The 22,964-nt window shown below is 36.6% G+C and carries 22 protein-coding genes and 2 other annotated features; of the genes, 15 read left to right on the forward strand and 7 right to left on the reverse strand.

The features are described from left to right. Positions 1 to 70: 70 nt before the first annotated feature. Positions 71 to 805, reverse strand: a complete 735-nt coding sequence (locus FS486_RS02870; RefSeq protein ID WP_144509756.1) for a LytR/AlgR family response regulator transcription factor — start codon at positions 803 to 805, stop codon at positions 71 to 73. A gap of 16 nt (positions 806 to 821) precedes the next feature. Further along, positions 822 to 2,519, reverse strand: a complete 1,698-nt coding sequence (locus FS486_RS02875) for a LytS/YhcK type 5TM receptor domain-containing protein (protein ID WP_186321310.1) — start codon at positions 2,517 to 2,519, stop codon at positions 822 to 824. A 440-nt stretch (positions 2,520 to 2,959) separates the two neighbouring features. On the opposite strand from FS486_RS02875, the gene FS486_RS02880 reads away from it, so the two are divergent. Next, entirely contained in the window at positions 2,960 to 3,748 is a 789-nt protein-coding gene (locus FS486_RS02880; protein WP_144509758.1) for a carbon-nitrogen family hydrolase, read from the forward strand. 127 nt (positions 3,749 to 3,875) lie between these two features. Here FS486_RS02880 and FS486_RS02885 read toward each other — a convergent pair whose 3' ends face one another. Next, positions 3,876 to 4,928, reverse strand: a complete 1,053-nt coding sequence (locus FS486_RS02885) for a 2,3-butanediol dehydrogenase (protein WP_144509759.1) — start codon at positions 4,926 to 4,928, stop codon at positions 3,876 to 3,878. A gap of 258 nt (positions 4,929 to 5,186) precedes the next feature. On the opposite strand from FS486_RS02885, the gene FS486_RS02890 reads away from it, so the two are divergent. Together FS486_RS02890 and ileS are read left to right on the forward strand one after the other, a co-directional pair. Next, the gene (locus tag FS486_RS02890; protein WP_144509760.1) at positions 5,187 to 5,741 is read left to right on the forward strand and encodes a GNAT family N-acetyltransferase; all 555 of its coding nucleotides are present in this window, start codon (positions 5,187 to 5,189) and stop codon (positions 5,739 to 5,741) included. A gap of 60 nt (positions 5,742 to 5,801) precedes the next feature. Further along, positions 5,802 to 6,046: a binding site (T-box leader), on the forward strand. A 54-nt stretch (positions 6,047 to 6,100) separates the two neighbouring features. Next, positions 6,101 to 9,190: an isoleucine--tRNA ligase gene (gene ileS, locus FS486_RS02895; protein WP_144509761.1), complete on the forward strand. Its 3,090-nt coding sequence runs from the start codon at positions 6,101 to 6,103 to the stop codon at positions 9,188 to 9,190. A gap of 80 nt (positions 9,191 to 9,270) precedes the next feature. Here the strand turns inward: ileS and FS486_RS02900 are convergent, their stop codons facing one another. Continuing rightward, positions 9,271 to 9,975 (reverse strand): metallophosphoesterase family protein, encoded by a 705-nt coding sequence (locus tag FS486_RS02900; RefSeq protein WP_144509762.1) that lies wholly within the window; start codon positions 9,973 to 9,975, stop codon positions 9,271 to 9,273. 151 nt (positions 9,976 to 10,126) lie between these two features. Next, positions 10,127 to 10,666 carry a flavodoxin family protein gene (locus tag FS486_RS02905; RefSeq protein WP_144509763.1) on the reverse strand — a complete coding sequence of 180 codons (540 nt, stop codon included), beginning with the start codon at positions 10,664 to 10,666 and terminating at the stop codon, positions 10,127 to 10,129. 131 nt (positions 10,667 to 10,797) lie between these two features. Between FS486_RS02905 and FS486_RS02910 the strand changes: the two genes are divergently transcribed. The 6 genes from FS486_RS02910 (at position 10,798) to trpA (ending at position 16,625) form a co-directional block, all read left to right on the forward strand. Next, on the forward strand, positions 10,798 to 11,703 hold the full coding sequence (locus FS486_RS02910) for a LysR family transcriptional regulator (protein ID WP_144509764.1): 906 nt from the start codon (positions 10,798 to 10,800) through the stop codon (positions 11,701 to 11,703). 240 nt (positions 11,704 to 11,943) lie between these two features. Beyond that, positions 11,944 to 12,162 (forward strand) — a binding site (T-box leader). Positions 12,163 to 12,239: 77 nt separating this feature from the next. Continuing rightward, positions 12,240 to 13,268, forward strand: a complete 1,029-nt coding sequence (trpD, locus tag FS486_RS02915; RefSeq protein WP_186321311.1) for an anthranilate phosphoribosyltransferase — start codon at positions 12,240 to 12,242, stop codon at positions 13,266 to 13,268. Then, positions 13,268 to 14,059, forward strand: a complete 792-nt coding sequence (gene trpC, locus FS486_RS02920) for an indole-3-glycerol phosphate synthase TrpC (protein WP_144509766.1) — start codon at positions 13,268 to 13,270, stop codon at positions 14,057 to 14,059. Before trpD ends, trpC begins: the two co-directional genes overlap by 1 nt. Next, positions 14,056 to 14,658 carry a phosphoribosylanthranilate isomerase gene (locus FS486_RS02925; protein WP_144509767.1) on the forward strand — a complete coding sequence of 201 codons (603 nt, stop codon included), beginning with the start codon at positions 14,056 to 14,058 and terminating at the stop codon, positions 14,656 to 14,658. Before trpC ends, FS486_RS02925 begins: the two co-directional genes overlap by 4 nt. A gap of 4 nt (positions 14,659 to 14,662) precedes the next feature. Beyond that, positions 14,663 to 15,856, forward strand: a complete 1,194-nt coding sequence (gene trpB / locus FS486_RS02930) for a tryptophan synthase subunit beta (protein WP_260858001.1) — start codon at positions 14,663 to 14,665, stop codon at positions 15,854 to 15,856. Beyond that, a complete protein-coding gene (trpA, locus tag FS486_RS02935) occupies positions 15,849 to 16,625 on the forward strand; it encodes a tryptophan synthase subunit alpha (RefSeq protein ID WP_144509769.1) in 777 nt (258 codons plus the stop codon). Before trpB ends, trpA begins: the two co-directional genes overlap by 8 nt. Positions 16,626 to 16,696: 71 nt before the next feature. On the opposite strand, the gene FS486_RS02940 is transcribed toward trpA, so the two are convergent. Beyond that, entirely contained in the window at positions 16,697 to 18,061 is a 1,365-nt protein-coding gene (locus FS486_RS02940; RefSeq protein WP_144509770.1) for an MATE family efflux transporter, read from the reverse strand. A gap of 27 nt (positions 18,062 to 18,088) precedes the next feature. Next, the gene (locus FS486_RS02945; protein WP_144509771.1) at positions 18,089 to 18,562 is read right to left on the reverse strand and encodes a GNAT family N-acetyltransferase; all 474 of its coding nucleotides are present in this window, start codon (positions 18,560 to 18,562) and stop codon (positions 18,089 to 18,091) included. Positions 18,563 to 18,664: 102 nt separating this feature from the next. On the opposite strand from FS486_RS02945, the gene FS486_RS02950 reads away from it, so the two are divergent. From FS486_RS02950 to FS486_RS02975, 6 genes are all read left to right on the forward strand, one after another. After that, positions 18,665 to 19,489, forward strand: a complete 825-nt coding sequence (locus tag FS486_RS02950; protein WP_144509772.1) for a MerR family transcriptional regulator — start codon at positions 18,665 to 18,667, stop codon at positions 19,487 to 19,489. A gap of 4 nt (positions 19,490 to 19,493) precedes the next feature. Continuing rightward, on the forward strand, positions 19,494 to 20,387 hold the full coding sequence (locus FS486_RS02955; RefSeq protein ID WP_144509773.1) for a GNAT family N-acetyltransferase: 894 nt from the start codon (positions 19,494 to 19,496) through the stop codon (positions 20,385 to 20,387). 143 nt (positions 20,388 to 20,530) lie between these two features. Continuing rightward, complete coding sequence (locus tag FS486_RS02960) at positions 20,531 to 21,016, forward strand: tetratricopeptide repeat protein (RefSeq protein WP_144509774.1); 486 nt, start codon at positions 20,531 to 20,533, stop codon at positions 21,014 to 21,016. Between the two features lie 104 nt (positions 21,017 to 21,120). Further along, positions 21,121 to 21,495 (forward strand): cytochrome-c oxidase, encoded by a 375-nt coding sequence (locus tag FS486_RS02965; RefSeq protein ID WP_144510210.1) that lies wholly within the window; start codon positions 21,121 to 21,123, stop codon positions 21,493 to 21,495. A 539-nt stretch (positions 21,496 to 22,034) separates the two neighbouring features. Continuing rightward, positions 22,035 to 22,472, forward strand: coding sequence for a phosphotransferase (locus FS486_RS02970; RefSeq protein ID WP_186321312.1), 438 nt, complete (start codon positions 22,035 to 22,037; stop codon positions 22,470 to 22,472). Beyond that, positions 22,439 to 22,918: a phosphotransferase gene (locus FS486_RS02975; RefSeq protein ID WP_144509776.1), complete on the forward strand. Its 480-nt coding sequence runs from the start codon at positions 22,439 to 22,441 to the stop codon at positions 22,916 to 22,918. The genes FS486_RS02970 and FS486_RS02975 overlap by 34 nt, the downstream gene beginning before the upstream one ends. The last annotated feature ends 46 nt before the right edge of the window (positions 22,919 to 22,964 follow it).

Genomic DNA, 22,964 nt, shown 5'->3' on the forward strand with positions numbered 1-22,964 from the left:
AATAAAAATAGCATCCATGCAAATGGGTGCTATTTTTATTATGTTTCCAGTAAGGCAAAGCAATAGATGCTCATTTAAATCCTAATTTTTGCATAACGTTTTTTGCAAATGAGCGGCTGACAGGTACTTTAGAACCGTCTTTTAAAAATAAATTATATGCGCGGTTAAACCATGGTTCTATTGCAGAAACATGCTTGACATTGACAATGTACCCTCGATGAACTTGTAAAAAGTCTTCACCTAGTTTTTCTATCAATTGATAAAGCAACAAATCCGATTCATATTGGTGATGAGCGGTCCTAATAAAAGTTTGGCGGTTCTCCGTTCCGATGTAGTAAATCTCATCTGCTTGGACAATAATCATTCTATCTCCGTCTTTTGCAGGAATTGTTTTTGTTCCTTGCGGCTGGTTACTTTTTTGCTTTTGCCTATCAAGATGGAACTGAGCGAGTGTTAGTAATTTGTCTACGGTTTTTCGGAGTCTTGCTTCATCGATTGGTTTGACAATGTAATCAACGGCATCAAGATTAAAAGCCTCAAGCGCATATTCATCGTAAGCTGTTGCAAATACGATCATCGGCTGTTTTTTCATATGCATAAATTGTTTCGCTAGATCCAATCCATTTCCTTTGGCGAGCTCGATGTCCAAAAAGACAACATCCGGTTGAAGATCATTAATATCCCACAACGCCTCGTGCATCGTTTCAGAATCACCGATGATTTCTATATCGCCAGTTTCGGTTAATAAATATTTTAATTCCTCTCTTGCAAACTGTTCGTCTTCAACGATAAAAGCTTGTAGCATACCTATCTATCTCCTATTAAAAGTGTATCGGTAATGTTATGAATATTTTTGTCCCATGTCCTTGCTTACTTTCTATTTTAAAAGTGGCGTCTTGGCTAAACAGTGCCGTTAAGCGCTCTTTAATATTGAATAGCGCTGAACCGCTGCCGTTTTTCGTTGAATTGACAACTCGCTGTCCTAAATCAGCAAGCCTTTCCAGCGGCACACCAATCCCGTTATCGGTGACGATTAATTGCAGTTCCGATTCTTGCTGTTTAATATCGATATGTATTTTTCCGATACCTCCCAGGTCTTTTAATTCTCCATGTGTTATTGCATTTTCTACAAGCGGCTGTAGTATGAAAGGTGGTATGAGTGCCTGATTCAGATGGGAATCCATTTCAATTGTAAGCTCAAACTTATTAGGGAACCTGGCTTTTTCTAATGCAAAATAAGCATGGACATTTTCCAACTCCTTTTCAACACGTACAAGGCGATCTGTAAGTCCTCTTAAATTGTTTCTTAAAAAAGTCGATAAATGAAGTAGCAATTGACGAGCTAGCAAAGGATCCATGCGACATAGTGCCACAATCGTATTTAAGGCGTTGAATAAAAAGTGCGGGTGAATTTGTGCATGGAGCGCTTTTACTTCGGCATCTTGCAACAATTGATTATAACGTTCAACCTCGCCCAACTCCAATTGACTAGAAAATAAATTGCTGAGCCCTTCTGCCATTTCCCGATCTACGGATGTGACTTGATAGGGATGGTTAAAGTAAAATGTTAATGTCCCAATTGTTTTACTTTTTACAATCAACGGAAAAACAATAAACTCATACTCTGTGGAGTGATCGCTCTCCATTTTCCCAGTTTTAAACACGTGCTCTCTACATTCTATTTCATATTGGCTGCTAGTTCCTCCAGTATGTGCAAGCTCCCTAATGCCCCTTGTGATTGCTACATCGTCAACGTTTGTTAACTGCTGGATAATCTTGGTGGCCTTTGTTGCAGAGGATGCGTTTAATCCTTGGCGAAAAAGTGTTAGCGTCTGATTTGCAATCGAGAGCGCCGTTGCCGTTTGGCTCGCACGTGTATGCTCCTCATCCTGAATAATGCTATTAAAAACAATCGCACAAATCCAGATCCCCAAACTATTAATAACAATAATAGGTATCCCAGTATAACTGATCAAATGAAAAGCGGTACTGTGCTGGGAAGCAATCAAAGGGATAAGTAGAATTTGGATGATAAGGATCAAAAGGCCACTTAAAAACATTTGCAAAGGACGGATTAAGCCAAAGCCACGCAATTTACGTCCAAACAGACCTGCCAAACCACCACCAATAAGTGAAGCGATGAAAGTGGCATCGCTAATAAATCCACCCATAATAAAACGATGTCCACCTGCAATCAAAGCTGATCCAAGTCCAACAAGTGGACCGCCGACCAATCCGCCTATGATGATACCGATATTGCGAGTATCGGCAATAGCATTGTCCATTTGAAGAGCTGGATTCCACAAGTTGGAAATTACATGAGCTTCTGGATTGACGACTATGGCTGTATAATTTCCGATAATACCAAATAAACCAAAGAGCATAATCATTATCAAGCTGTCTTTTATATTTAAATCTCGATAAATTATCTGTCTAAAAGTGCGCAGACGAGTAATGAGGAAAGCAATCGTGACGATGAGTGTCATTCTTGATAGCATTTGTGCTAGTAAATCCCACATATCGAATTCTCCATTTCTTGTAAAATCATTAATCTTCCCACATGTCCAGCCATTTCTTTTAGTCAACTTGTTGCTTTTACATTTACAATGCTATGTCTAAAAGAGGAACATATAGTTTTGCACTACCTGATTAAATCTATCAGTGGCCTGAGCAGTTCTTCATGCGGACTTATTGTCACGCACAAAAAAGTATAACATAGGAGTAATAATAATTTTAAAGAAAAATAGCTACTTCCTATTAGCTGGTTAGTTAGAAATTAGTTTTCAGAAATAGTCAATTTTTAAAAATACTTAAATAGGGGAGGGGTAGTTGAAAAATGTTACAATAAATGAGAGAACGCCTAACCGATTGCTAAAGGATAGAAATACGATAGTCAATCTTAGTGAAAATTTAAGTAACCACGAAAAGTTAGATGAGGGCATGTTAAGGAGTGAACTTTGTGAATTATTTAGTATTTCAAATGGAGTTAGAAATCGGAAGTCCAGAAGGAAATAGGAAAATTATTGAACGTTGGTTGGAGGCAAACCATAGTGATGATTTAGATATTGTGGTACTTCCTGAAATGTGGTCTACAGGGTATGCATTAGAAGAATTGAAAGAAATTGTTCAAGCTGATGGAAATCAAACAATTGAATTCTTACAATTACTAGCTAAACAGTTTAATGTAAACCTAGTAGGTGGTTCGATTGCTATTTTAGATGGGGAAGATATTTTTAATCGTGCCATGATTATAAATAGAATGGGTGAAGTGGTTTATACATATGACAAGTTGCACCTCGTTCCTATGTTAAACGAACCGAAGTTTTTAACGGGCGGTCATAAACAAGTTGAAGTATTTGAACTTGAAGGTGTGAAAATGGGAATTATTATTTGTTATGATCTACGTTTCCCAGAAATCATTCGTGACTTAGCATTACAGGGTATTCAAGTACTTCATATTGTAGCAGAATGGCCAATTGCAAGGGAAGCGCATTGGAATACGTTAATACGTGCACGTGCAATTGAAAACCAAATGTATGTTGTTGCGTCAAATATAACCGGTACAACTTTAGGAGTGGAATTCGCTGGTTGTTCACAAATTGTGGATCCTTGGGGAGTCGTCGTTCAGAAATTGGATCAAGAAGTTGGTCAAATAAAAGCAACATTGGATTTAGAAAAAGTACCACAAATAAGAAAAGAAGTTCCTATTTTTGAGTCCAGAGTACCAGACAAGTATAGAAAATTATAATTCTAAGTGCTACTTCAAAGATAGAAATCTTTGAAGTAGCTTTTTAGACTATAGGTCATAAATATTTATGGAATGTTAAAAAGCCTGCAGAAACTCTCAGCAGGCTTTTTAAAAATATTATCTATATTTATCTTGCACTGACAAGAATTTTAGATTGGCTCTTGTCTTTAAGCAATAATTCAAATCCTTCTTCTACAATACTATCGAGAGTAATTTTATTCGTTACTACTTTTTCAGCAGGAATTTGCCCACTTGCAACAAGATTAATAACACGGTCATAGATATTTGCATATCCTAGTGAAAATTTAATGTTTGCTTCTTTAATAGTAGATGAAAAAGCATCAATTTCAGGATTTTTACCAAAGATCGCTATAATACAAACCGTTCCTTTGCGTTTAATTGCTCCTAAACAGGTATTAAAAGTAGCTTGAACGCCTGCACATTCTAATGCTACATCAACACCGTCACCATTCGTATCTTCCATAATCGTGCCAATTACATCATCTTCAACCGGATTTAGTGCTTTTACAAATTCAAAACTCTCTGCTAACGCTAACCGTTCTTTGGAAACATCCGTCACAAAAATTTTAGTAGCACCAGCTGCACGTGCACATAAAACAGTCAATAGACCGATTGGGCCAGCCCCAGTTACCAGTACTGCATCGCCAGCCTTGACGCCCGCAAGTTCAACCCCATGATAGGTTACTGCAGTTGGTTCTACTAGAGCAGCCTGCTCTAATGTCATATTATCTGGTATATGATGGCAGTATTTTTCATCTATCACGCAGTATTCTGCAAAACCGCCGTCATCAGCAAGTCCGATAAATGCTGCATTGCTGTTTCTACATAGATGATAATTTCCTTCACGGCATTCCTTACATGTTCCGCAACGAAGATTAGGCTCTATACAAACACGGTCACCAGGTTTTAACGATGTAACATCACTGCCTACTTCTGTTACTGTTCCGCTAAATTCATGTCCCAATGTTAAGGGGGCTTGTCTTTTTGATATTGGATGTTCTTCAGTTGGAATACCAATAAAATGAGAATAGGCATGTAAATCAGAACCACAGATACCAGTCCAAGCAACTTCCACTTTTACATCTTTTGCTCCAACTTTTTTTACTTCAACTTCCTCAACACGTAGGTCCTTTTCAGCATAAATTCTTGCAGCTTTCATTTAAATCTCTCCAATCCTATATTAGAATTTTTTCTTTCCAACAATTAAGTAGGAATCTTTTATATTCACTGGCTCATTACGTATATGTACTTTATCTACAACTATTATCATATCACTAGGCTAATATTATTCTCAACTTGCGCATACTGAAATATTCCTCTTATCATTATAAAACCTACCGTTACGTTAGAATCAAGTTTTTAATTCATTAGTATGATATTTTTGAATTAATGAACAATTAATCGAGGGGGAGCGCAGTTGAAAAAAGCAATTTTATACAAAGAAACAAAAAGACTGATTATCAGACCTTTTCAAAAAGATGATTATGAACATTGGTATAAGAGCTTTGATGATCGATTGCCGTCACAGTACAAATACGATGATGGCCATTCTGATATGTCGAGTTCTACAAAAGAGTGGTTTGTCCAATGGATTGAGGGGTTTGAAAAAGCAGCGGACAAAGACGAAATGTATATATTGGGAGTTTTTCGAAAAGAAGATGGTGTCAATGTAGGGAAAGTGGAATTGATTACTATTCTAAGGATGGATTATCAATGGGCGATGATGGGGTATTCGATACATAATCAGTTTTGGAAAAATGGTTACGGAATTGAAAGTGTAAATGTTGCTAAACAATTATTCTTTCATGAGTTACATTTTCACCGAATTGAATTGCATATTAATACGGATAATATGCCGTCTATAAATTTAGCAAAGAGAGCTGGTTTTGCATTTGAATGTAAACGTGAGCGTTTTTCATTAGAAAACGATGAATGGACGGATTTTCTTATTTATTATCAAAATAATATATAACGCATATACTAAGTTGACAAGCTATTTTGTCCTATGGTAAATTCAACGTAATAAAACCATACAAATTCGTTGATGAGAAAAAGTAATTTGTGAAGCTGTTCCAAAGAGAGCCGGTAGTTGCTGAAAGCCGGTGTTCAGCTCATTTATGAAAATCCTCTCTGAGAAGTCGAGCTGAAGCGTAGTAAGTGAGACCGGGTGTCTACCGTTAAAAGGAACGCGTATAATTGTACGTGGCTAAGTGCTATTTATGAACGAAAGTTTGTAAGTAGAATTAGGGTGGTATCACGGTTAAACCCGTCCCTTTATACAGGGACGGGTTTTTTGTATGTTTTATTAAAAAAATATTGAGGTGATATCAAATGGTTAAAGCAAGTGAAAAAGAAACGGTCTTAGAGCGAGAAATACGAATTCGAGCACAATGGGAGAAAGAGGAGACATTCAAAAAGACGGTGGACTACAGAGAAGATAGTCCCCCATTTGTGTTTTATGAAGGACCACCGACTGCAAATGGATTGCCACATGTCGGGCATGCTTTAGGACGTACAATTAAAGACGTCGTGGCGAGATATAAAACAATGACTGGTCATCAAGTCATTCGAAAAGCAGGATGGGATACGCACGGATTACCGGTTGAGCTCGGCGTGGAAAAGCAACTAGGGATTTCAGGTAAAAGTGACGTCGAAAAATATGGAGTAGAAGCTTTTATTGAGAAGTGTAAAGAGAGTGTTTTTGTATATGAAAAGCAATGGAGAGAATTTACTGAACAACTAGGTTACTGGGTGGAAATGGATGATTCCTACTTGACTTTGAGCAATGATTATATTGAAAGTGAATGGAATATACTTGGGACAATCCACGAAAAAGGGCTATTGCAAAAAGGTCATCGTGTCTCACCATATTGTTCTAGCTGCCAAACCTCGCTTAGCTCACATGAGGTGTCCCAAGGTTATAAAACAGTAAAGGATTTATCGGCTACAGCTAAATTCAAAATAAAGGATCGTGACAATGAATATTTTCTTGGATGGACGACAACTCCTTGGACTTTGCCAGCAAATGTAGCGCTAGCGGTTAATCCATCATTACAATACGTTCGCGCAAAACAAGGGGCGAACATCTTTATAGTAGCTGAAGCTCTAGTAGATACGGTATTAAAAAATGATTATGAAATACTTTCCGTCCATCTTGGAGCTGATTTCAAGAATATTCCTTATACCCCTTTATTTAATTTTGTAGAAGTAAAAGATGGGCATCGAGTCATATTGGCGGATTATGTCTCTGCAGAAAGTGGTACAGGAATAGTTCATATTGCACCAGCTTACGGGGAAGAAGATTATAAAGTTGTAAAGAAGAATGGTTTATCGTTCGTTAATGTGGTAGATGAGAAAGGCAGGTATACTGCAGAAGTTATAGGCTTTGAAGGCAGATTTGTAAAAGATTGTGACGTAGATATAGTTCGTTACCTTGCAGAAAAGAATTTCCTTTATAGTAAAGAAAAATATGAACATAGCTATCCTTATTGTTGGCGATGTGATTCTCCTCTTTTGTATTATGCAAACGAAAGCTGGTTCATCCAAACAACTGCATTAAAAGAACAATTTATACAAAATAACGAAGGGGTCACTTGGCATCCCGAACATATTAAACACGGCCGATTCGGCAACTTTTTAGAACAAATGGTGGACTGGAATATTAGTCGTAATCGTTATTGGGGGACACCTCTCAATGTATGGGAATGCTCAGAATGTGATCACGAGTTCGCTCCAAAAAGCATCGAACAATTAAAACAACATTCGATTCTGCCTATAGAGGACATTGAATTGCATAAGCCTTACGTGGATCAAGTAAAGCTGCAGTGTTCTAATTGCAACGGAACAATGACTAGAACACCCGAAGTAATTGATGTCTGGTTCGACAGTGGATCCATGCCATTTGCTCAATACCATTATCCATTCGAGAATAAAGAACTTTTTGAAAAGCAATTTCCAGCAGATGTAGTCATCGAAGGAATTGACCAAACTCGTGGATGGTTTTATAGCTTGCTTGCTGTCTCCACCTTATTTACAGGTAGAGCCCCTTATAAACGAGTATTATCGACTGGCCACATTTTAGATGAGAATGGACAAAAAATGTCCAAAAGCAAAGGCAATGCTCTAGATCCAGTTGAGTTGATCCAAAAATATGGAGCAGATGCGTTAAGATGGTCCTTATTAATCGATAGTGCACCATGGAATACAAAGCGTTTTTCGGAACGAATTGTACAGGAGGCTAAATCGAAATTAGTTGATACCCTAGACAATGTGCATAGCTTTTATTCTCTTTATGCTAGTTTAGATGACTATAACCCAAAAGCTGAATACGATGAAAAGAAAAATAAATTGGATGATTGGATAGTTTCACGTTTGCATAGCACGATTAAAACTGTTCGAGAAAATTTAGATGATTATCATTTTACAAACGCAGCTAGGGAAATTGCTAAGCTGTTAGACCAAGTAAGTAACTGGTATGTAAGAAGATCGAGAGAACGCTTTTGGTCAAATGGTATGAACCCTGAAAAAGTAGCTGCTTACAACACGCTTTATGAAGTATTAACGAAAATTAGCCAACTACTAGCACCTCTCACTCCTTTTATAGCTGAAGATGTATTTATGAACTTAACAGGAAAAAGTGTTCATTTATCCGATTTTCCATTAGCAGATGAACAACTAATTGATGAGAAACTGGAAAAAGAAATGGAAGCAGTTTTAGATGTAGTAGAGTTAGGGAGGAGTATTCGGAATACAGTTTCCTTAAAAATAAAACAACCACTGGGAAAATTATCGCTTATGGATTCAACTAAACAAATTAATTGGGATTTATATGAGGATATCATTAAGGATGAACTGAATGTGAAGAAATTTGAACAAACGGAGAATGAAGCCAAGTTTGTAACAACTAAGGTTAAACTTGATTTTAAGAAATCAGGTGCAAAGTTTGGGAAGCATTCCAATACCGTTCATCATTTCCTTCAAAATCTCGAAGAAGAAGAGGTAAGACAATTATTACAAGCAGGTTTTGTAGAAATGATGGAAGATACACAGCTAAAAATAAAGGCCGAAGATGTTCAAATGGAACAAATAGCGAAGGAAGGATATGCCTCAGCGACAAATGGGGAATATTCCGTTACGTTAGATATTAATTTGACTGACGAATTAATACAAGAAGGAATGGCTCGCGAATTAATCCGTGCTATACAATCGTATAGAAAACAATTAAATCTGCCAATCGATATGCGGATAGATATTACAGTAAAAGCAGATGAAGAAATTCACACAATCCTTGAAAAGTATGAGCAAATGCTACAACAAAATTTATTAATGCGCCATTTACAGATTAACGAGGATATTCGTGAAGGAAAAGAAATCAAAATCTCACAGCATACTCTTTTATTGCAACTATCTTCCGTAAATTAAAGTTCATCTTATAACGTAATAGCAGATTAGACACGAGAACAAAGGTAAGCTAAATGTATTAATTTAAGCTTACCTTTGTTTTATTTTACCGAATACACTTTTTGACTAGGTAACTCTAGACAGTTCAATTGACCACCGTAGACAGCCCCTCCGTCAATACCGATTATTCGATTGCTTCCAAAAAAGACTTTATAATTTTCTGTTTCTCCATGAAGGGAACTTGTTTCTGTATGTCCAAAGATGACAGTCTTATCACCAGTATAACCCTTATGAAACTCATCCCGAATCCACAGTAAGATATGTGGATCTGTCTCAGAAATAGGTGTCATTGGATGTACGCCAGCGTGAACAAAAATATAGTTAGTAGTTTCTATGTAAGTTTCTAACCCTTGTACAAATTTTAAATGTTGTTGCAGAGTATCTGAATTTAGTATCGGTTTTTGAAAATCTTCTGCACATACTGCAATATCATTCTCGGAAAAACCATAGCTAAATAAGGTTTTATCCCCGCCGCACAACTTGACCCAATGATTCCAAGACCTTTCTACATCTGTTGTTAGCGCTTTTATCATCATGTCTTCATGATTTCCTTTTAGCACCTTAGCTCCAGCTTTTTGTAGGCTCATCACTTTTTCAATAACAGCTTTTGCATTTGGACCGCGATCGACATAATCACCTAATAAAATTAATTGATCATCTTCTGGAGTGTATTTTGCATCGCTAAGCAATTGTTCAAACTTTTCAATTTCGCCGTGTATATCACTTATTACAAGGGTTCTATTCATTTATTTCGCTTCTCTCTATTTGATATGTAATCTATTATCAACGAAAGTAAGAGGAACTGCAAACTGTTTAAATATTATCTCATACTAATTTTTCATTACTGAATCCCAATCTTAAAGGCATTCCTCGTGTTACCAAGAAATGCCTAAATTATTATTTTAGTTTATCTCGAAGTTGATTAGCCGCATATAACGCTTGCTTATCTTGAAAAATCTCGCCAGGTTTGTTTCCCATCCCAATAATATACCCGTCGAAGTTTATCCCTATAAAATCAAAAATATATCGGAATTGCTGGATCAATGGTAAACCTTTCATGTTTGGCTCATCTCCACCCACTGCAATTACATATGCACTTTTTTGAGCCATTTGATCTTTAAAATCGGGATACTTATCATCTCTTAATGTTTGGGACCACCGATCAATAAAGTTTTTCATTACCCCTGTCATGCTATACCAATAAATCGGTGTAGAAAAAATAAGAATATCATGCTGGAGAATACAATCAATAATAGAGTTATAATCATCATTGACTTCTGAAAACCCTTCATCTGTGTGACGTTTATCGATTATAGGTTCAATCAAATAATCCTTTAGATATATTTCTTCTACTATTAACCCTTGCGTGACCTTCTTTGTCAGCGTCTCTGTATTCCCATTCGAACGGTTACCACCATAAAGTACTGCAATACTCATAATAAACAATTCCTCCATTTTTAGTTATTTGTATTCCTATAGTTTAAATTATATAATGAAATTGAAAATCATTAAAACAGATTATTTTGATTGAATCAATCGATAAAAGCGATTGAAAGGAGAAGAGAAAGTTGGAAATTAAACAGCTCATTACTTTTAAGATAGCTGCAGAAAACCTGAATTTTACTGAAACGGCTAAAATGTTAAATTTTGCGCAATCTAGTGTCACTGCTCAGATTAAATCGCTTGAAGTGGAACTTGGAACACCGTTGTTTGAACGTCTAGGAAAGCGTCTAATTTTGACTGAAGCGGGGCAAAAGTTTCAATTATACGCTGATAAAATGATTAAACTGAACGATGAAGCAAAGATGATTGTAGGAGGTGGTGAAAAATTTTCGGGAACCCTTGTGATTGGGGCACAGGAAAGTCAATGCACCTACCGACTTCCAAATATTCTAATGGAGTTTAAAAAACTTTACCCAGATGTTAAATTAATCTTTAAACCTGCACATTCCGATGAAATGGCTAGAAGGAATCTGCAGGAGGGTCTGTTGGATATTGCATTCTTCATGGATACCTCTAAGTCGGACGATATTTTAAAAATAGAATATCTTACACAAGAAAAAATAAAGCTGGTTGCCGCATCAGATCATCCATTACTTTCAAAAAACGAAGTAGTATCTAAAGATCTTGAACATGAAACTTTTTTACTTACTGAAACAGGATGTTCCTACCGTACTCTGTTAGAAGACTCTTTTCGCTCAGTAGAAGTATACCCAAAAAATAAGTTCGAGTTTGGTAGTATAGAAGCGATTAAACAATGTGTAATCGCTGGATTGGGAATAGCCGCGCTGCCAGAAATGGCAGTCGAATCGGAACTTGAATCGGGTAAAATGAAGGAATTGGCTTGGGCAAACAACTTATCACCTGTTTTTACTCAAATAGCATGGCATAAGGATAAGTGGATGACTCCGCCTCTCGAATCTTTTATAAAATTAACCTGTGAATATTTTAAAAATAAGAATACAAATGATTGATAATACTAATTGTTTCTATTAACTCGATGTAGCCGTAGCTTTACTAAAAACTAAGCGTAATTTTTATGTTTTTTCTATATGATTAAAAATAATTGCGATAACTAACAGAAAAAATAATTTGACAATTAGAAGTATTGCTACTATAGTAGACAATAACTTAAATGTTCGGGTATGGGCAGAAGATCTCGGGAGCGAGATCGCCTAATGAACAGTTGAGCTGAGATTAGTTGAGCATAGCTGAGAAATTGTTTGAATAAGAAGAGTAACATTTGTGTGCAATGAAGAGAGTCAGTGGTTGGTGAAAACTGATTTGTAGCAAATGTGAATGGACTTATGAGAGCTGCTTTGAGAACGTGTAGTTGGTTTTAGAAGTAGACGTGTTTCCTACGTTACAGGATATGAAGTGGGAGTAGGTACGCTCCAATTAGAGGTGGCAACGCGGTCAATACCGTCCTCTTCAAAGGGATTTTTTGAATTCCTTTGAAGAGGGCTTTTTTTATTTCTAAAAAGTAGAGCAGAGCAGAGGAGAGATAGAGATGAGAAGTTTTATAGAGAAAGTAGAGAAGAACGAGGATTTACTGTACGAAGAGATGGTGGAGGCTTCGCGATTGATGTTCAATGAAATGACAGATGCTCAGGAAATAGCTGATTTTCTAATTGCATTATCTAAAAAAGAAGAAACTGTTAGTGAAGTAGCGGCTCTTGCAACCGTTATGAAGTCGTTTGCTTTAAAGCTGAATGAGCCAAAAGGCAATTATATTGATAACTGTGGGACTGGTGGAGATGGTTTAAACAGTTTCAATATTAGCACAACATCTGCTTTTGTTTTGGCTGGAGGGGGAGCATCTATTGCAAAGCACGGTAATAGGAAAATTTCAAGTGCAGCTGGTAGTTCTGATGTATTAGAGGCAATTGGGGTACATACCCAAATTGATGCAGATGCATCGATGGATTTACTTGCGCGAGAAGGTATCACTTTTCTTTATGCCCCTTCTGTTCATCCAAGATTAAAACGGATTGGATTAATTCGAAGCATGATCGGTAAGCCAACAATTTTTAATCTTATTGGACCATTAACAAACCCAGTAGAGCTAACTAGCCAGTATACAGGTATTAGTAGAACAGATTTTACGATGGAATATGCAACCGTATTACAGATGCTTGGTCGAAAACGAGCGATTGTTGTGAGTGGTGCAGAAGGGTTGGATGAGGCGTCTCTAGCAGGACAAAACTCTTTTGTATTAGTGGATAAAGGTGATTTGATACCTTTTTCATTAACTCCGGATGATGTCGGTCTTAAATCTGCCCCTATATCAGCAATACGAGGAGGAAATGCAGAAGAGAACGCAAATATTATGCTGCGGGTACTTTCAGGGGAGCGTAGTCCTTTTTTTGATACAGTTCTCTTTAATGCAGGTGTTGGTTTTTATGCAAATGCGATGGTGAGTAGTATTCAAGAAGGAGTCAAACTAGCAACGGATAGTATTTTGTCAGGCAAGGCACTCGAAAAGTTAGAAGCAGTTATTGCATTCAGCAACAATTTGCGTAAACGGGAGGTAGTGTAATGTCAACCATTTTAGATGAGATTTTAACTGAGAAAAAGAAACAAATCGAAATCCTTCTAGTGGAATCCGCTTCTAAGATAGAAAGAAATGTAGAACGTCCCTCTTTATTTGATCGACTATATTACAGTGAAAATTTGCAAGTCATTTCAGAGATAAAGCGTGCTTCTCCTTCGAAAGGAATTATTGCGAAAGAAGTAGACCCGGCACTACAGGCGAAAGTCTATTATGAGGCAGGTGCTACTTGTATTTCAGTTTTAACTGATACCCCTTTTTTCAAAGGTTCTTTTGAGGATTTAGCCACGGTTGCACGCACGGTTCCTATTCCTGTACTATGTAAAGATTTCATTATCCATCCAGTGCAAATAGATCACGCTAAAAATGCAGGAGCCTCTGTAATTCTGTTAATAGTTGCTGCACTTAAAGAAGAAGAACTAAAAGTCCTTTTTGAATATGCATCAACTATAGGTTTAGAAGTATTAGTGGAAGTACACGACGAAACTGAGTTAAATAGTGCTTTAAAAGTAGGTGCCAAGATTATAGGTGTTAATAACCGAGACTTACGAACTTTTGACGTTGACTTAGCTCGTACGGATGAAATTGCTGCTATCTTTCCGTTTCAAGAAGAGCGAGTTCTCATCAGTGAAAGTGGTATTTGGAAAAGAGAAGACGCAGAGCGAGTGGCAAGAGTAGGTGCGAGTGGAGTGCTTGTTGGCGAATCACTTATGAGAAGCGAAAACATTAATAACGTCCTCCAAGACTTACAGGTAGTGTTGGGAGGCATTTTAAAATGATGAAAGTGAAAATTTGTGGATTAATGGAAAAAGAGCATGTTACCGCCGCTATAGAAGCGGGAGCAGACGCTATTGGCTTTGTTTTTGCATCGAGTAAGCGAAAAATAACAGTGGAAAAAGCACATGAGTTAGCAAAAAGCATACCAACTTCCGTGTTGAAGGTTGGTGTTTTTGTGAATCCAACGCAAGAAGAAATTAAAACGGCATTCCATAAAGTACCATTAGATATAATTCAATATCATGGTGGAGAAACTAGTGATTTCATTCATTCGGCAAATCTTCCTTCGATTAAAGCATTTGCTTTACTAAGTGAAAAAGATATAGAACATGCAAACCAATATGATACAGATTTTCTTTTGTTTGACGCACCACAGGCTGGTAGCGGCCACACATTTGATTGGAAGCTAATGGAGGGGTTGAACGTACCACGAGAAAAAGTTATTTTAGCGGGTGGTCTAAACCTAGAAAATGTTAAGGAAGCTATTAATCGTGTCAAACCTTATATGGTAGATGTGTCTAGTGGGGTGGAAAGACAGGGTAGAAAAGACGAGCAATTGATTCGTACGTTTATACATGCGGTTAAAGATGAGGAGAGATGAGCAAATGGTACAGACAAAGACTGGTAGATATGGTCGTTTTGGAGGTCAATTCGTTCCAGAAACACTAATGACAGCATTGATAGAGTTAGAAACAGCTTACGAGAATGCGATAGCTGATCCGTCTTTTATAGAAGAAGTCAAATATTACTTAAAGGATTATGTCGGCCGTGAGAACCCACTCTATTTTGCAGAACGTTTGACTCGTCATATTGGAGGAGCCAAAATATATTTGAAGCGAGAAGATTTGAATCACACTGGTGCCCATAAAATTAATAACACAATTGGGCAGGCGTTGCTTGCAAAACGGATGGGGAAAAAGAAAATAGTTGCTGAAACTGGTGCTGGACAGCACGGAGTGGCAACAGCGACTGTTTGTGCATTATTTGACATGGATTGTGTCGTCTTTATGGGGAAAGAAGATATTCGCAGACAAGAGTTAAACGTATTTCGTATGGAGCTTTTAGGAGCAAAGGTAGTTTCGGTTGACCAAGGTTCTGGCACATTAAAAGATGCAGTGAATGAAGCACTTCGATACTGGGTATCAAATGTGGAAGATACACATTATATACTAGGTTCTGCACTTGGACCACATCCATTTCCTAAAATTGTGCGTGACTTCCAACGAGTTATTGGGGTGGAGACAAAAAGACAAATAGTAGAAAAAGAAGGACGTTTGCCTGATGCAATAGTTGCCTGTGTAGGAGGTGGCAGTAATGCAATTGGGATGTTTCACCCCTTCATTGAAGACGAGCAAGTTGGCTTATTCGGTATCGAAGCAGCAGGAAGTGGGATTAAAACAGGGAAGCATGCTTCAGCAATTTCGGGTGGAAGAGAAGGTGTCTTGCATGGTGCATATATGTATGTACTGCAAGATAAGGACGGGTTAATACAGGAAGCACATTCCATTTCTGCTGGACTGGATTATCCAGCAGTTGGGCCAGAGCATTCTTACTTACATGATATAGGTCGAGTAATATTTACATCCGTAACGGATACCGAGGCGTTGGAAGGATTACAATTGCTCGCAAAAACAGAAGGAATTATTCCGGCTTTGGAAAGTGCTCATGCCATTTATTATGCCGCGGGGCTAGCAAAAGGAATGAGTGAAGAGGAAATCGTTGTCATTTGTTTATCTGGTCGTGGTGATAAAGATGTTCATACAGTTCGAGATGCGCTGGGAGGTAATCAAAATGACTAAAACAACATTGACTGATGCAATAAAACAACGTTTAGAGAAGAGTGAAAAAGCATTCATTCCATATATTATGGGAGGAGATGGAGAGTTAAGAGAACAAATAATTTTCCTTCAAAAAGCAGGGGCTACCGCAATCGAAGTCGGCATCCCATTCTCTGAACCAGTTGCAGATGGCCCTACGATTCAACGTGCAGGAGAGAGAGCGCTTCAAAGTGGAGTAACATTACGAGATATATTAGATGAGTTAAGTGCAATTCGCGATGAATTGACTGTACCGCTTATTATCATGTCTTATATAAACCCGATTTTAAGCTATGGCATCGAGGCGTTTGCAAAAGCGTGTAAGAATAGTGGAGTTTATGGCTTAATCGTCCCAGATGTACCGCTGGAGGAAAGTGAGTTATTGAAGAAAATATTTATAGGAACAGAAGTGGCACTTATTCAACTTGTTTCGTTAACGAGCTCTCCTGCCCGTATTAAAATGATTGCAGCTGCTAGTGAAGGCTTCATTTATGCGGTAACAGTTAATGGGATTACGGGAGTAAGGGATGGATTTGATGTTCAATTAGAAAAGCATTTGAAACATTTGAAAGATATGAGTCCGGTTCCAGTCCTTGCTGGATTCGGAATTTCGACTCCTGAACAAGTTCGATCGGTAGGTTCTATAGCAGATGGTGTGATTGTTGGAAGCGCGATTGTCGAGGCATTTCATCGAGAGGAATTAGACAATATAAAAGAGTTAATTGTAGCGTCTAAGAAAGTGCTTCATTAAGCTATATTTGGCGTCTTGTATGCATTTATAAAACGAAAAAAGCTGCTCCTTCAAATGAGCAGCTCTGTTTGTTATGATTTTACTACATGTATGCCATTTGCTGATGTATCTTTGAAGGGTGCTAATGCATTTAATGTATATCTTGCGATTACCAAACCAATTGCTGTAATTCCTTCTGCTATTGGGAACGCAAGCCAAATGTAATCACTTCCAACATATGTGGGTAATAACCACAAAAGCGGTAAGAAAAGCACGATGCTTCTTGCTACTATTATAATAGAAGAAAGTTTAATCTTCTTAATTGCTTGGTAATATTCGGCATACACTAAATTAAATCCCAAAAATAAATAGCCGATGAAAAACATGGAAATACCTTGCTTCGTATATTCAAAAACTTCTTCTGAAGTAACTCCGAATAGCGAAACAATTGTATCTCCAAAAAACAAGCCGACTAATAAGATACAAGCTCCGAATAATATCCCTGTACTAATACCTAATTTCAAGAATTGCTGTAGGCGATTATATAATTTCGCCCCATAATGAAAGCTTACAATAGGTTGGAGTGCCACACCGACGCCGATAAAAAGCATGATGAAAACCGCGTGTAAATAATTTACAATAGCATACGAAGTAACCCCAACTGCCCCAACAAATTGCATAAACGTCACATTATACGCAATAATCGTCATTGCTGCAGAAGCTTCTACTATAAAGCTTGGTAAACCGATCTTTAATATTTCAATTACTGTCTCTAACTCAAATTTAAATTTAGTAAATTTCAACATACTCGTTTTTCGAGTGAAATGTAGTAGTAAAACGAGTAATCCAATAGCGGTTGATAGAACGGTTGCATAAGCGGCTCCTTCAACACCAAGTTCCATTACAAAAATAAATAGATAGTTTAATACAATATTGAGAAGAGAGGTAATAGCTAGTCCAAGCATCGCAAGTTTTGGATTTCCATCATTCCGTATAAAGATACTTAAAATATTTTCCATCACATAAATAACACCAAATAGTAAGATAATATGAAGATAGTCTTTTACATAAGGGAAAATTTCATCGCTTGCACCAAACAAATATGCGATTTCTTTTTGCTTCCATAAACTTAGAATGACTAGTATTCCAACAACAATAATGGCTAAGAAAAAGGATTGAGTAAAGGTAGATCGTGCTTTTTGCTTATTATTTTCTCCTATTGAAATGGAATAAAGCGTTGCTCCTCCCATCCCGATCCAAAGTGAAATGGATAGTAAAATAGAGAAAATAGGCAGAGCTATATTTATACCTACTAGAGCTTCTGAACCAATTCCGTTACTAACAAAAATACCATCGACTAATATATTGACAGACATTAGTAGCATACCGAGTAAAGAAGGGATTAAATACGAAAGAAATAATTTTTTTGTTGGTGTGTTTCTTAATGTTTCGTTCATTTTATTCTCCTGTTATTTTAGAGTAGATTATTCTTGCTGTCCGTTTAAACTTGTTATATTTTTTACCATGATTTTTTCATTTTTTAGATCAATTTCACCATTGAAACGAAAGCCAAATTTTTGATATAAGTGAATCGCAGCTCTATTCTCTTCAAATACACTCAAATATATTTGAGTACATGAAAATTCAATGACTAGTTTTTGAATCAACGCATTCAACATAATTGTCCCGTAACCAAAGCCCTGATACTTAGAGTCTATTAAAAAACGATCGAGCCATACTCTACCATTCTCCGTTTCTTCAGGGAAATAGCCATACATTGCAAATCCAACTAAACACCCGTCAAAATAAAGACCAACTGGTTTGTAGAGATTACATATTTTTGCCTCCGCAATGCATTGTTCAGTCGTTTCAATAAAAGAAGCTTGTGAATTGCCCACACTTAACTTTAATATCTCTTGAACATTTTCTTGTGTTACGTCATGAATGGATATATCCATGACTATCAAATCCTTTCTTTTTCGTGCAAATTAATGTACTAACATGGTATATTTACATCCTAAAGTATCCGGTAACCATATAGTCAAGGAGGAATAATAGCGATGAGCGATAATTTACGTAAATATTTTACGACAGGTGAGTTTGCTAAGCTGTGCAATGTAAAAAAACAGACCTTATTTCACTACGATGAAATTGGTCTGCTTTCGCCAGAAATCAAAAATGAAAAAGGATATCGATATTACTCCTATCATCAATTTGATGTTTTTAACGTTATTGAACTTTTAAAAGAGGTGGATATGCCTTTAAAAGAAATTAAATTGTTTTTGAAAAACAAGACTCCTGCTGAATTGATTGAACTTTTAAAAGGGAAGTCTTTAGAAATTCAAAAAAAGATAAACAATCTGAACCAAATACAAAAGATAATCGATACAAAGATAGCTCTAACGGAAAATGCACTAATGATGGACTTTACTCAAATTAGATTAGAGGAACAAGAGGAGGAGTTATTATTTTTAAGTGACTCGATTTTAGATTGTTCGGATCGGTCCTTTTTAAAATCTGTATCACAATTCATTGATTTTCTATATAAAAACGAGTTAGATATCGGATATCCTATCGGTGCAATTGTCAGCAAAGAAAAGATTTTAGAGGAAGATTATGATAATTATTCATATTTATATACAAAAACAGAGGATAATATGGAGGCCGTTTCTTTCTATACGAAACCAAAAGGATTATATGTCGTCGCTTATCATGTAGGGAATGATAAAGACATTTCGAAAACTTATAAAGAAATAATGAGATTCATCGATACACAACATATAAAGCTCGGCAATTTTTCTTATGAGGAATATGTGCTAGATGGAATATCTGTTAGCGGTAAGGATAATTATGTCACACAAATTATGATAGAAGTGGAGGTATAGGAAAATGAGCATTATAATAGATACCCCTAATGACGTTGAATCTCTTTCGTTGTTCTTAGAAGAAATGAATCTTAATGAAGAAAATCATATCGGGTATTGTGGAGCATCTAAAACCGAAATTTTTCATACAATACTTCACAATTTCTCTGATTTACCTTTATCTAAATCATTTGTAGTGGCATATAAAAACGAGGAAATAATTGGAGCACTTGGTTTCGATTTAGATATAGAAAACAAGAGTGCAGAAGTATGGGGACCATTTATAAAGAGCTCAAGTCAATATCCAGATCTCTCTGATGCGCTATGGAAAAAAATAAATTCCTTGTCTACTTTCGAGTTCAATGAGTTCTCATTTTTTATAAATAAAAAAAACATACATGCCCAGCAATTTGCACTAGCCAAAAAGGCTGCTCGTAAAGGAAATCACCTAATTTTAAAAGCATTATGTAAAGATTTAGTTGAAATCGATTTACGTCAAGTTAGAGCCTATAATCCTTCATATCAAGATTCCTTTACAAGACTTCATGAAAACGCATTTCCAAATACATATTTTAGTGCTACTGAAATACTTAAGCGATTAGGTGAAGATAATCAATTATTTATAACAGTTGATACTGAAAGCGTGATCAAAGGGTATGTGTATGTTGAAGCAGACCCCGCACATAAAGAAGGGGCGATTGAATATATTGCCGTATCGGATGACCATCGAAAACAAGGCATTGGGACAAAATTACTCAGAGCTGCTTTAGCTCATCTCTCTCGTTACAAATCGATAAAAGAAATTACAATTAGTGTAAATATAGACAATGAGAAAGCGATTAAGCTTTATAATGCTGCTGGTTTTGTGGTAATGCATGAGTTAATACATTACATATGGAAAAAAGAAGAGGAGAAGTAGGAATAGATAGATAAATAAATGCAAAGATACTAGTCATAAGTTCTATAAGGCCACCCCACTCCTTTTCGTATCATTCTATGCAAAAGGATGGATTACCTTTTAATAAAGTGGTCTTTTACAAAAAATAAGAGAGGAGAAATTAAATGAATAACCAATTAGATCAAGCGATACTTTTACGTACTGAAGGCAAGCTATTAGAGTCTAATACATTACTATTAAAAATGATAGATGTACACCCAAACGAAGCTTTTCTTAACTATCAATGTGCTTGGAGTTTTGACGTATTAGGAGAAGAATCGAAAGCTGTCCCTTATTATGAAAAAGCACTTGCACTAGGTCTCCTTGACGAGGAGCTACAAGGAGCATTATTAGGTTTGGGAAGTACATATCGAACATTAGGGGACTATGAACAATCCAAAAGAGTATTGCTCCACGGAATGAATCTGTTCCCAAATAATAGAGCAATACAAGTATTCCTTTCCATGACACTTTATAATTTAAAGGAACATCAGGATGCCATGGAATTATTATTAACATGTTTAACAAATACAACTACTGATAAAGAAATATTGAACTATCAAAAAGCAATCCATTTCTATGCCGATAAACTCGATGAAATCTGGCAGTAAAAGAGAACGATTTAACAGTTACAATAATTAGAATATTACCCCTTTCCTAAAAATAGAATATATAAGTACTTATTATTCGATTATAGGAGAGGGGAATGGTTGATATGGGTGTCCGATTTATCAAGATTGCGGCTATCTATTTTGTCATCGGTGTTCTTTTAGGACTGTACATGTCGATGGCGCATGATTATGTACTAACAGGAGTCCATGTACACATCAATCTGTTAGGATGGGCTTCGTTTGCACTAGCAGGGGTTGTATATCACTTATTTCCAAGTTCCAGTAGCAATATGTACGCGAAGTTACATTTTTGGAGCGGAAATATCGGACTTCCGGTGATGATGGTTTCCCTAGCCATACTTATTTTGAATGGGGTAGAATCGGCGGCAATCTTCACCGCGATTGGCGGCGTGCTAGTAGTTTTTAGTGTCATTATGTTCGCTTTAAATGTACTGGTGAATGTTAGATCTAGTAAATAAGAAGGGTGTATCAACAAATAGACGTATCTATTTATCTCTATAATAAGAGGGATAGTAGATACGTCTATAGAATTATATATAAGTATAATAGGCAATTAATTCTTTCCCTTGAGTATGACTGTTTTTGAACGATAAGGGGAGCTTTTATATGGATTTTTATCCACTTGTAGTTTTAGAGTTCCAGAAGAACTACTTACTTGCTCGGTTAAATAATGGTGAAGCCTTCCATGATCATGGTAACCAGAATTCAGTAAGTACCATCTATCATTAGGTGCACCTGTTAGACTGAAATCATCCTGGTATGTAAGTGGCCATCTCAAATACTTTATTATTTGGTTTTATCCGTTTCCCCTTTTTGAGCATCCAAGTCACGCTGACTGCAACCACATAGACATAGAATCGGTAGTAGAATAATAAAATAGCGCATCTATAATCCCTTCGTCTACATGAAGTATATTCAGTAATCAGGATATTTATACTAAGGCAATAGGGAGGGAAGACTTCTATAGTTAAGAAATACATACGAATGGGGCATGTATATGGACATTTCAAAAATCAACTTTTTATCTAACAGTTCAACGTTAAAACGAATTAATGAGGGATATTCAAACGATGAGAAATGGCGGGTCGACAATATCTATTTACTACGTATTTCCCCACATAGAGATTTGCAAAAACTAAAAAAACAAGCGAATTTAATTAATAAGGTTCATGCCTTGGACAACCATATACCTTTTGTGCATGATGTAGGAGTGGTCGATGAGAAGGCCTATATGATTTTAGACTATATAAATGGAGAGAATGGGGAAACGGTCCTACCAACAAAAAGTAAAGTAGTACAATATAAAATTGGGACTGAAGTAGGGAAAACTCTCAAGCATATGCATAGCGTCCAAGCACCTGCCGATTATCGTATAGTTGGGAAGAAACTTGGCGTGAGCGAGTGGAAAGACAAATACCCCGTTTTAGAAAAATAGTTGAAGTAAACCCCAACTATGATAGCATCCTTTCATTTATCCAAAATAATTTACATTTATTAAAAAATCGACCTAGCTGCGTTCAGCATTATGATTTTCATCCTGGAAATATATTGATAGAGGAAGATTGTTTTTCTGGTTTGATTGATATGCAAAAAATTACATATGCAGATCCGATTAATGAATTTTATAAAATGGAGTATTTTAACGTGCCAATTAGTCGAGCCTATTCCAAAGGGGTCTTAGATGGTTATCATAATAATATGCCAATACCTCTTTCTTTTTGGCAATTGCATCGGTTATATGCAGCGATTCATATTGTCTCTGCTGAAGTTTGGGGTAATGAGGTTGCCGTCAACCAACGGGAAAAATTTCAACGGTATTCTCGATTTACGTTGGAACAGTTCGAGAATTTTAAGTTGCTTGTTCCCAAATGGTATGAATAGTCCCGGATTAATCATTAACTAGTGATCTGTCTTATACAGACTGTGT

It is taken from the genome of Bacillus sp. FJAT-22090 (genome assembly GCF_007676755.1).
Taxonomy (GTDB): domain Bacteria; phylum Bacillota; class Bacilli; order Bacillales_A; family Planococcaceae; genus Psychrobacillus.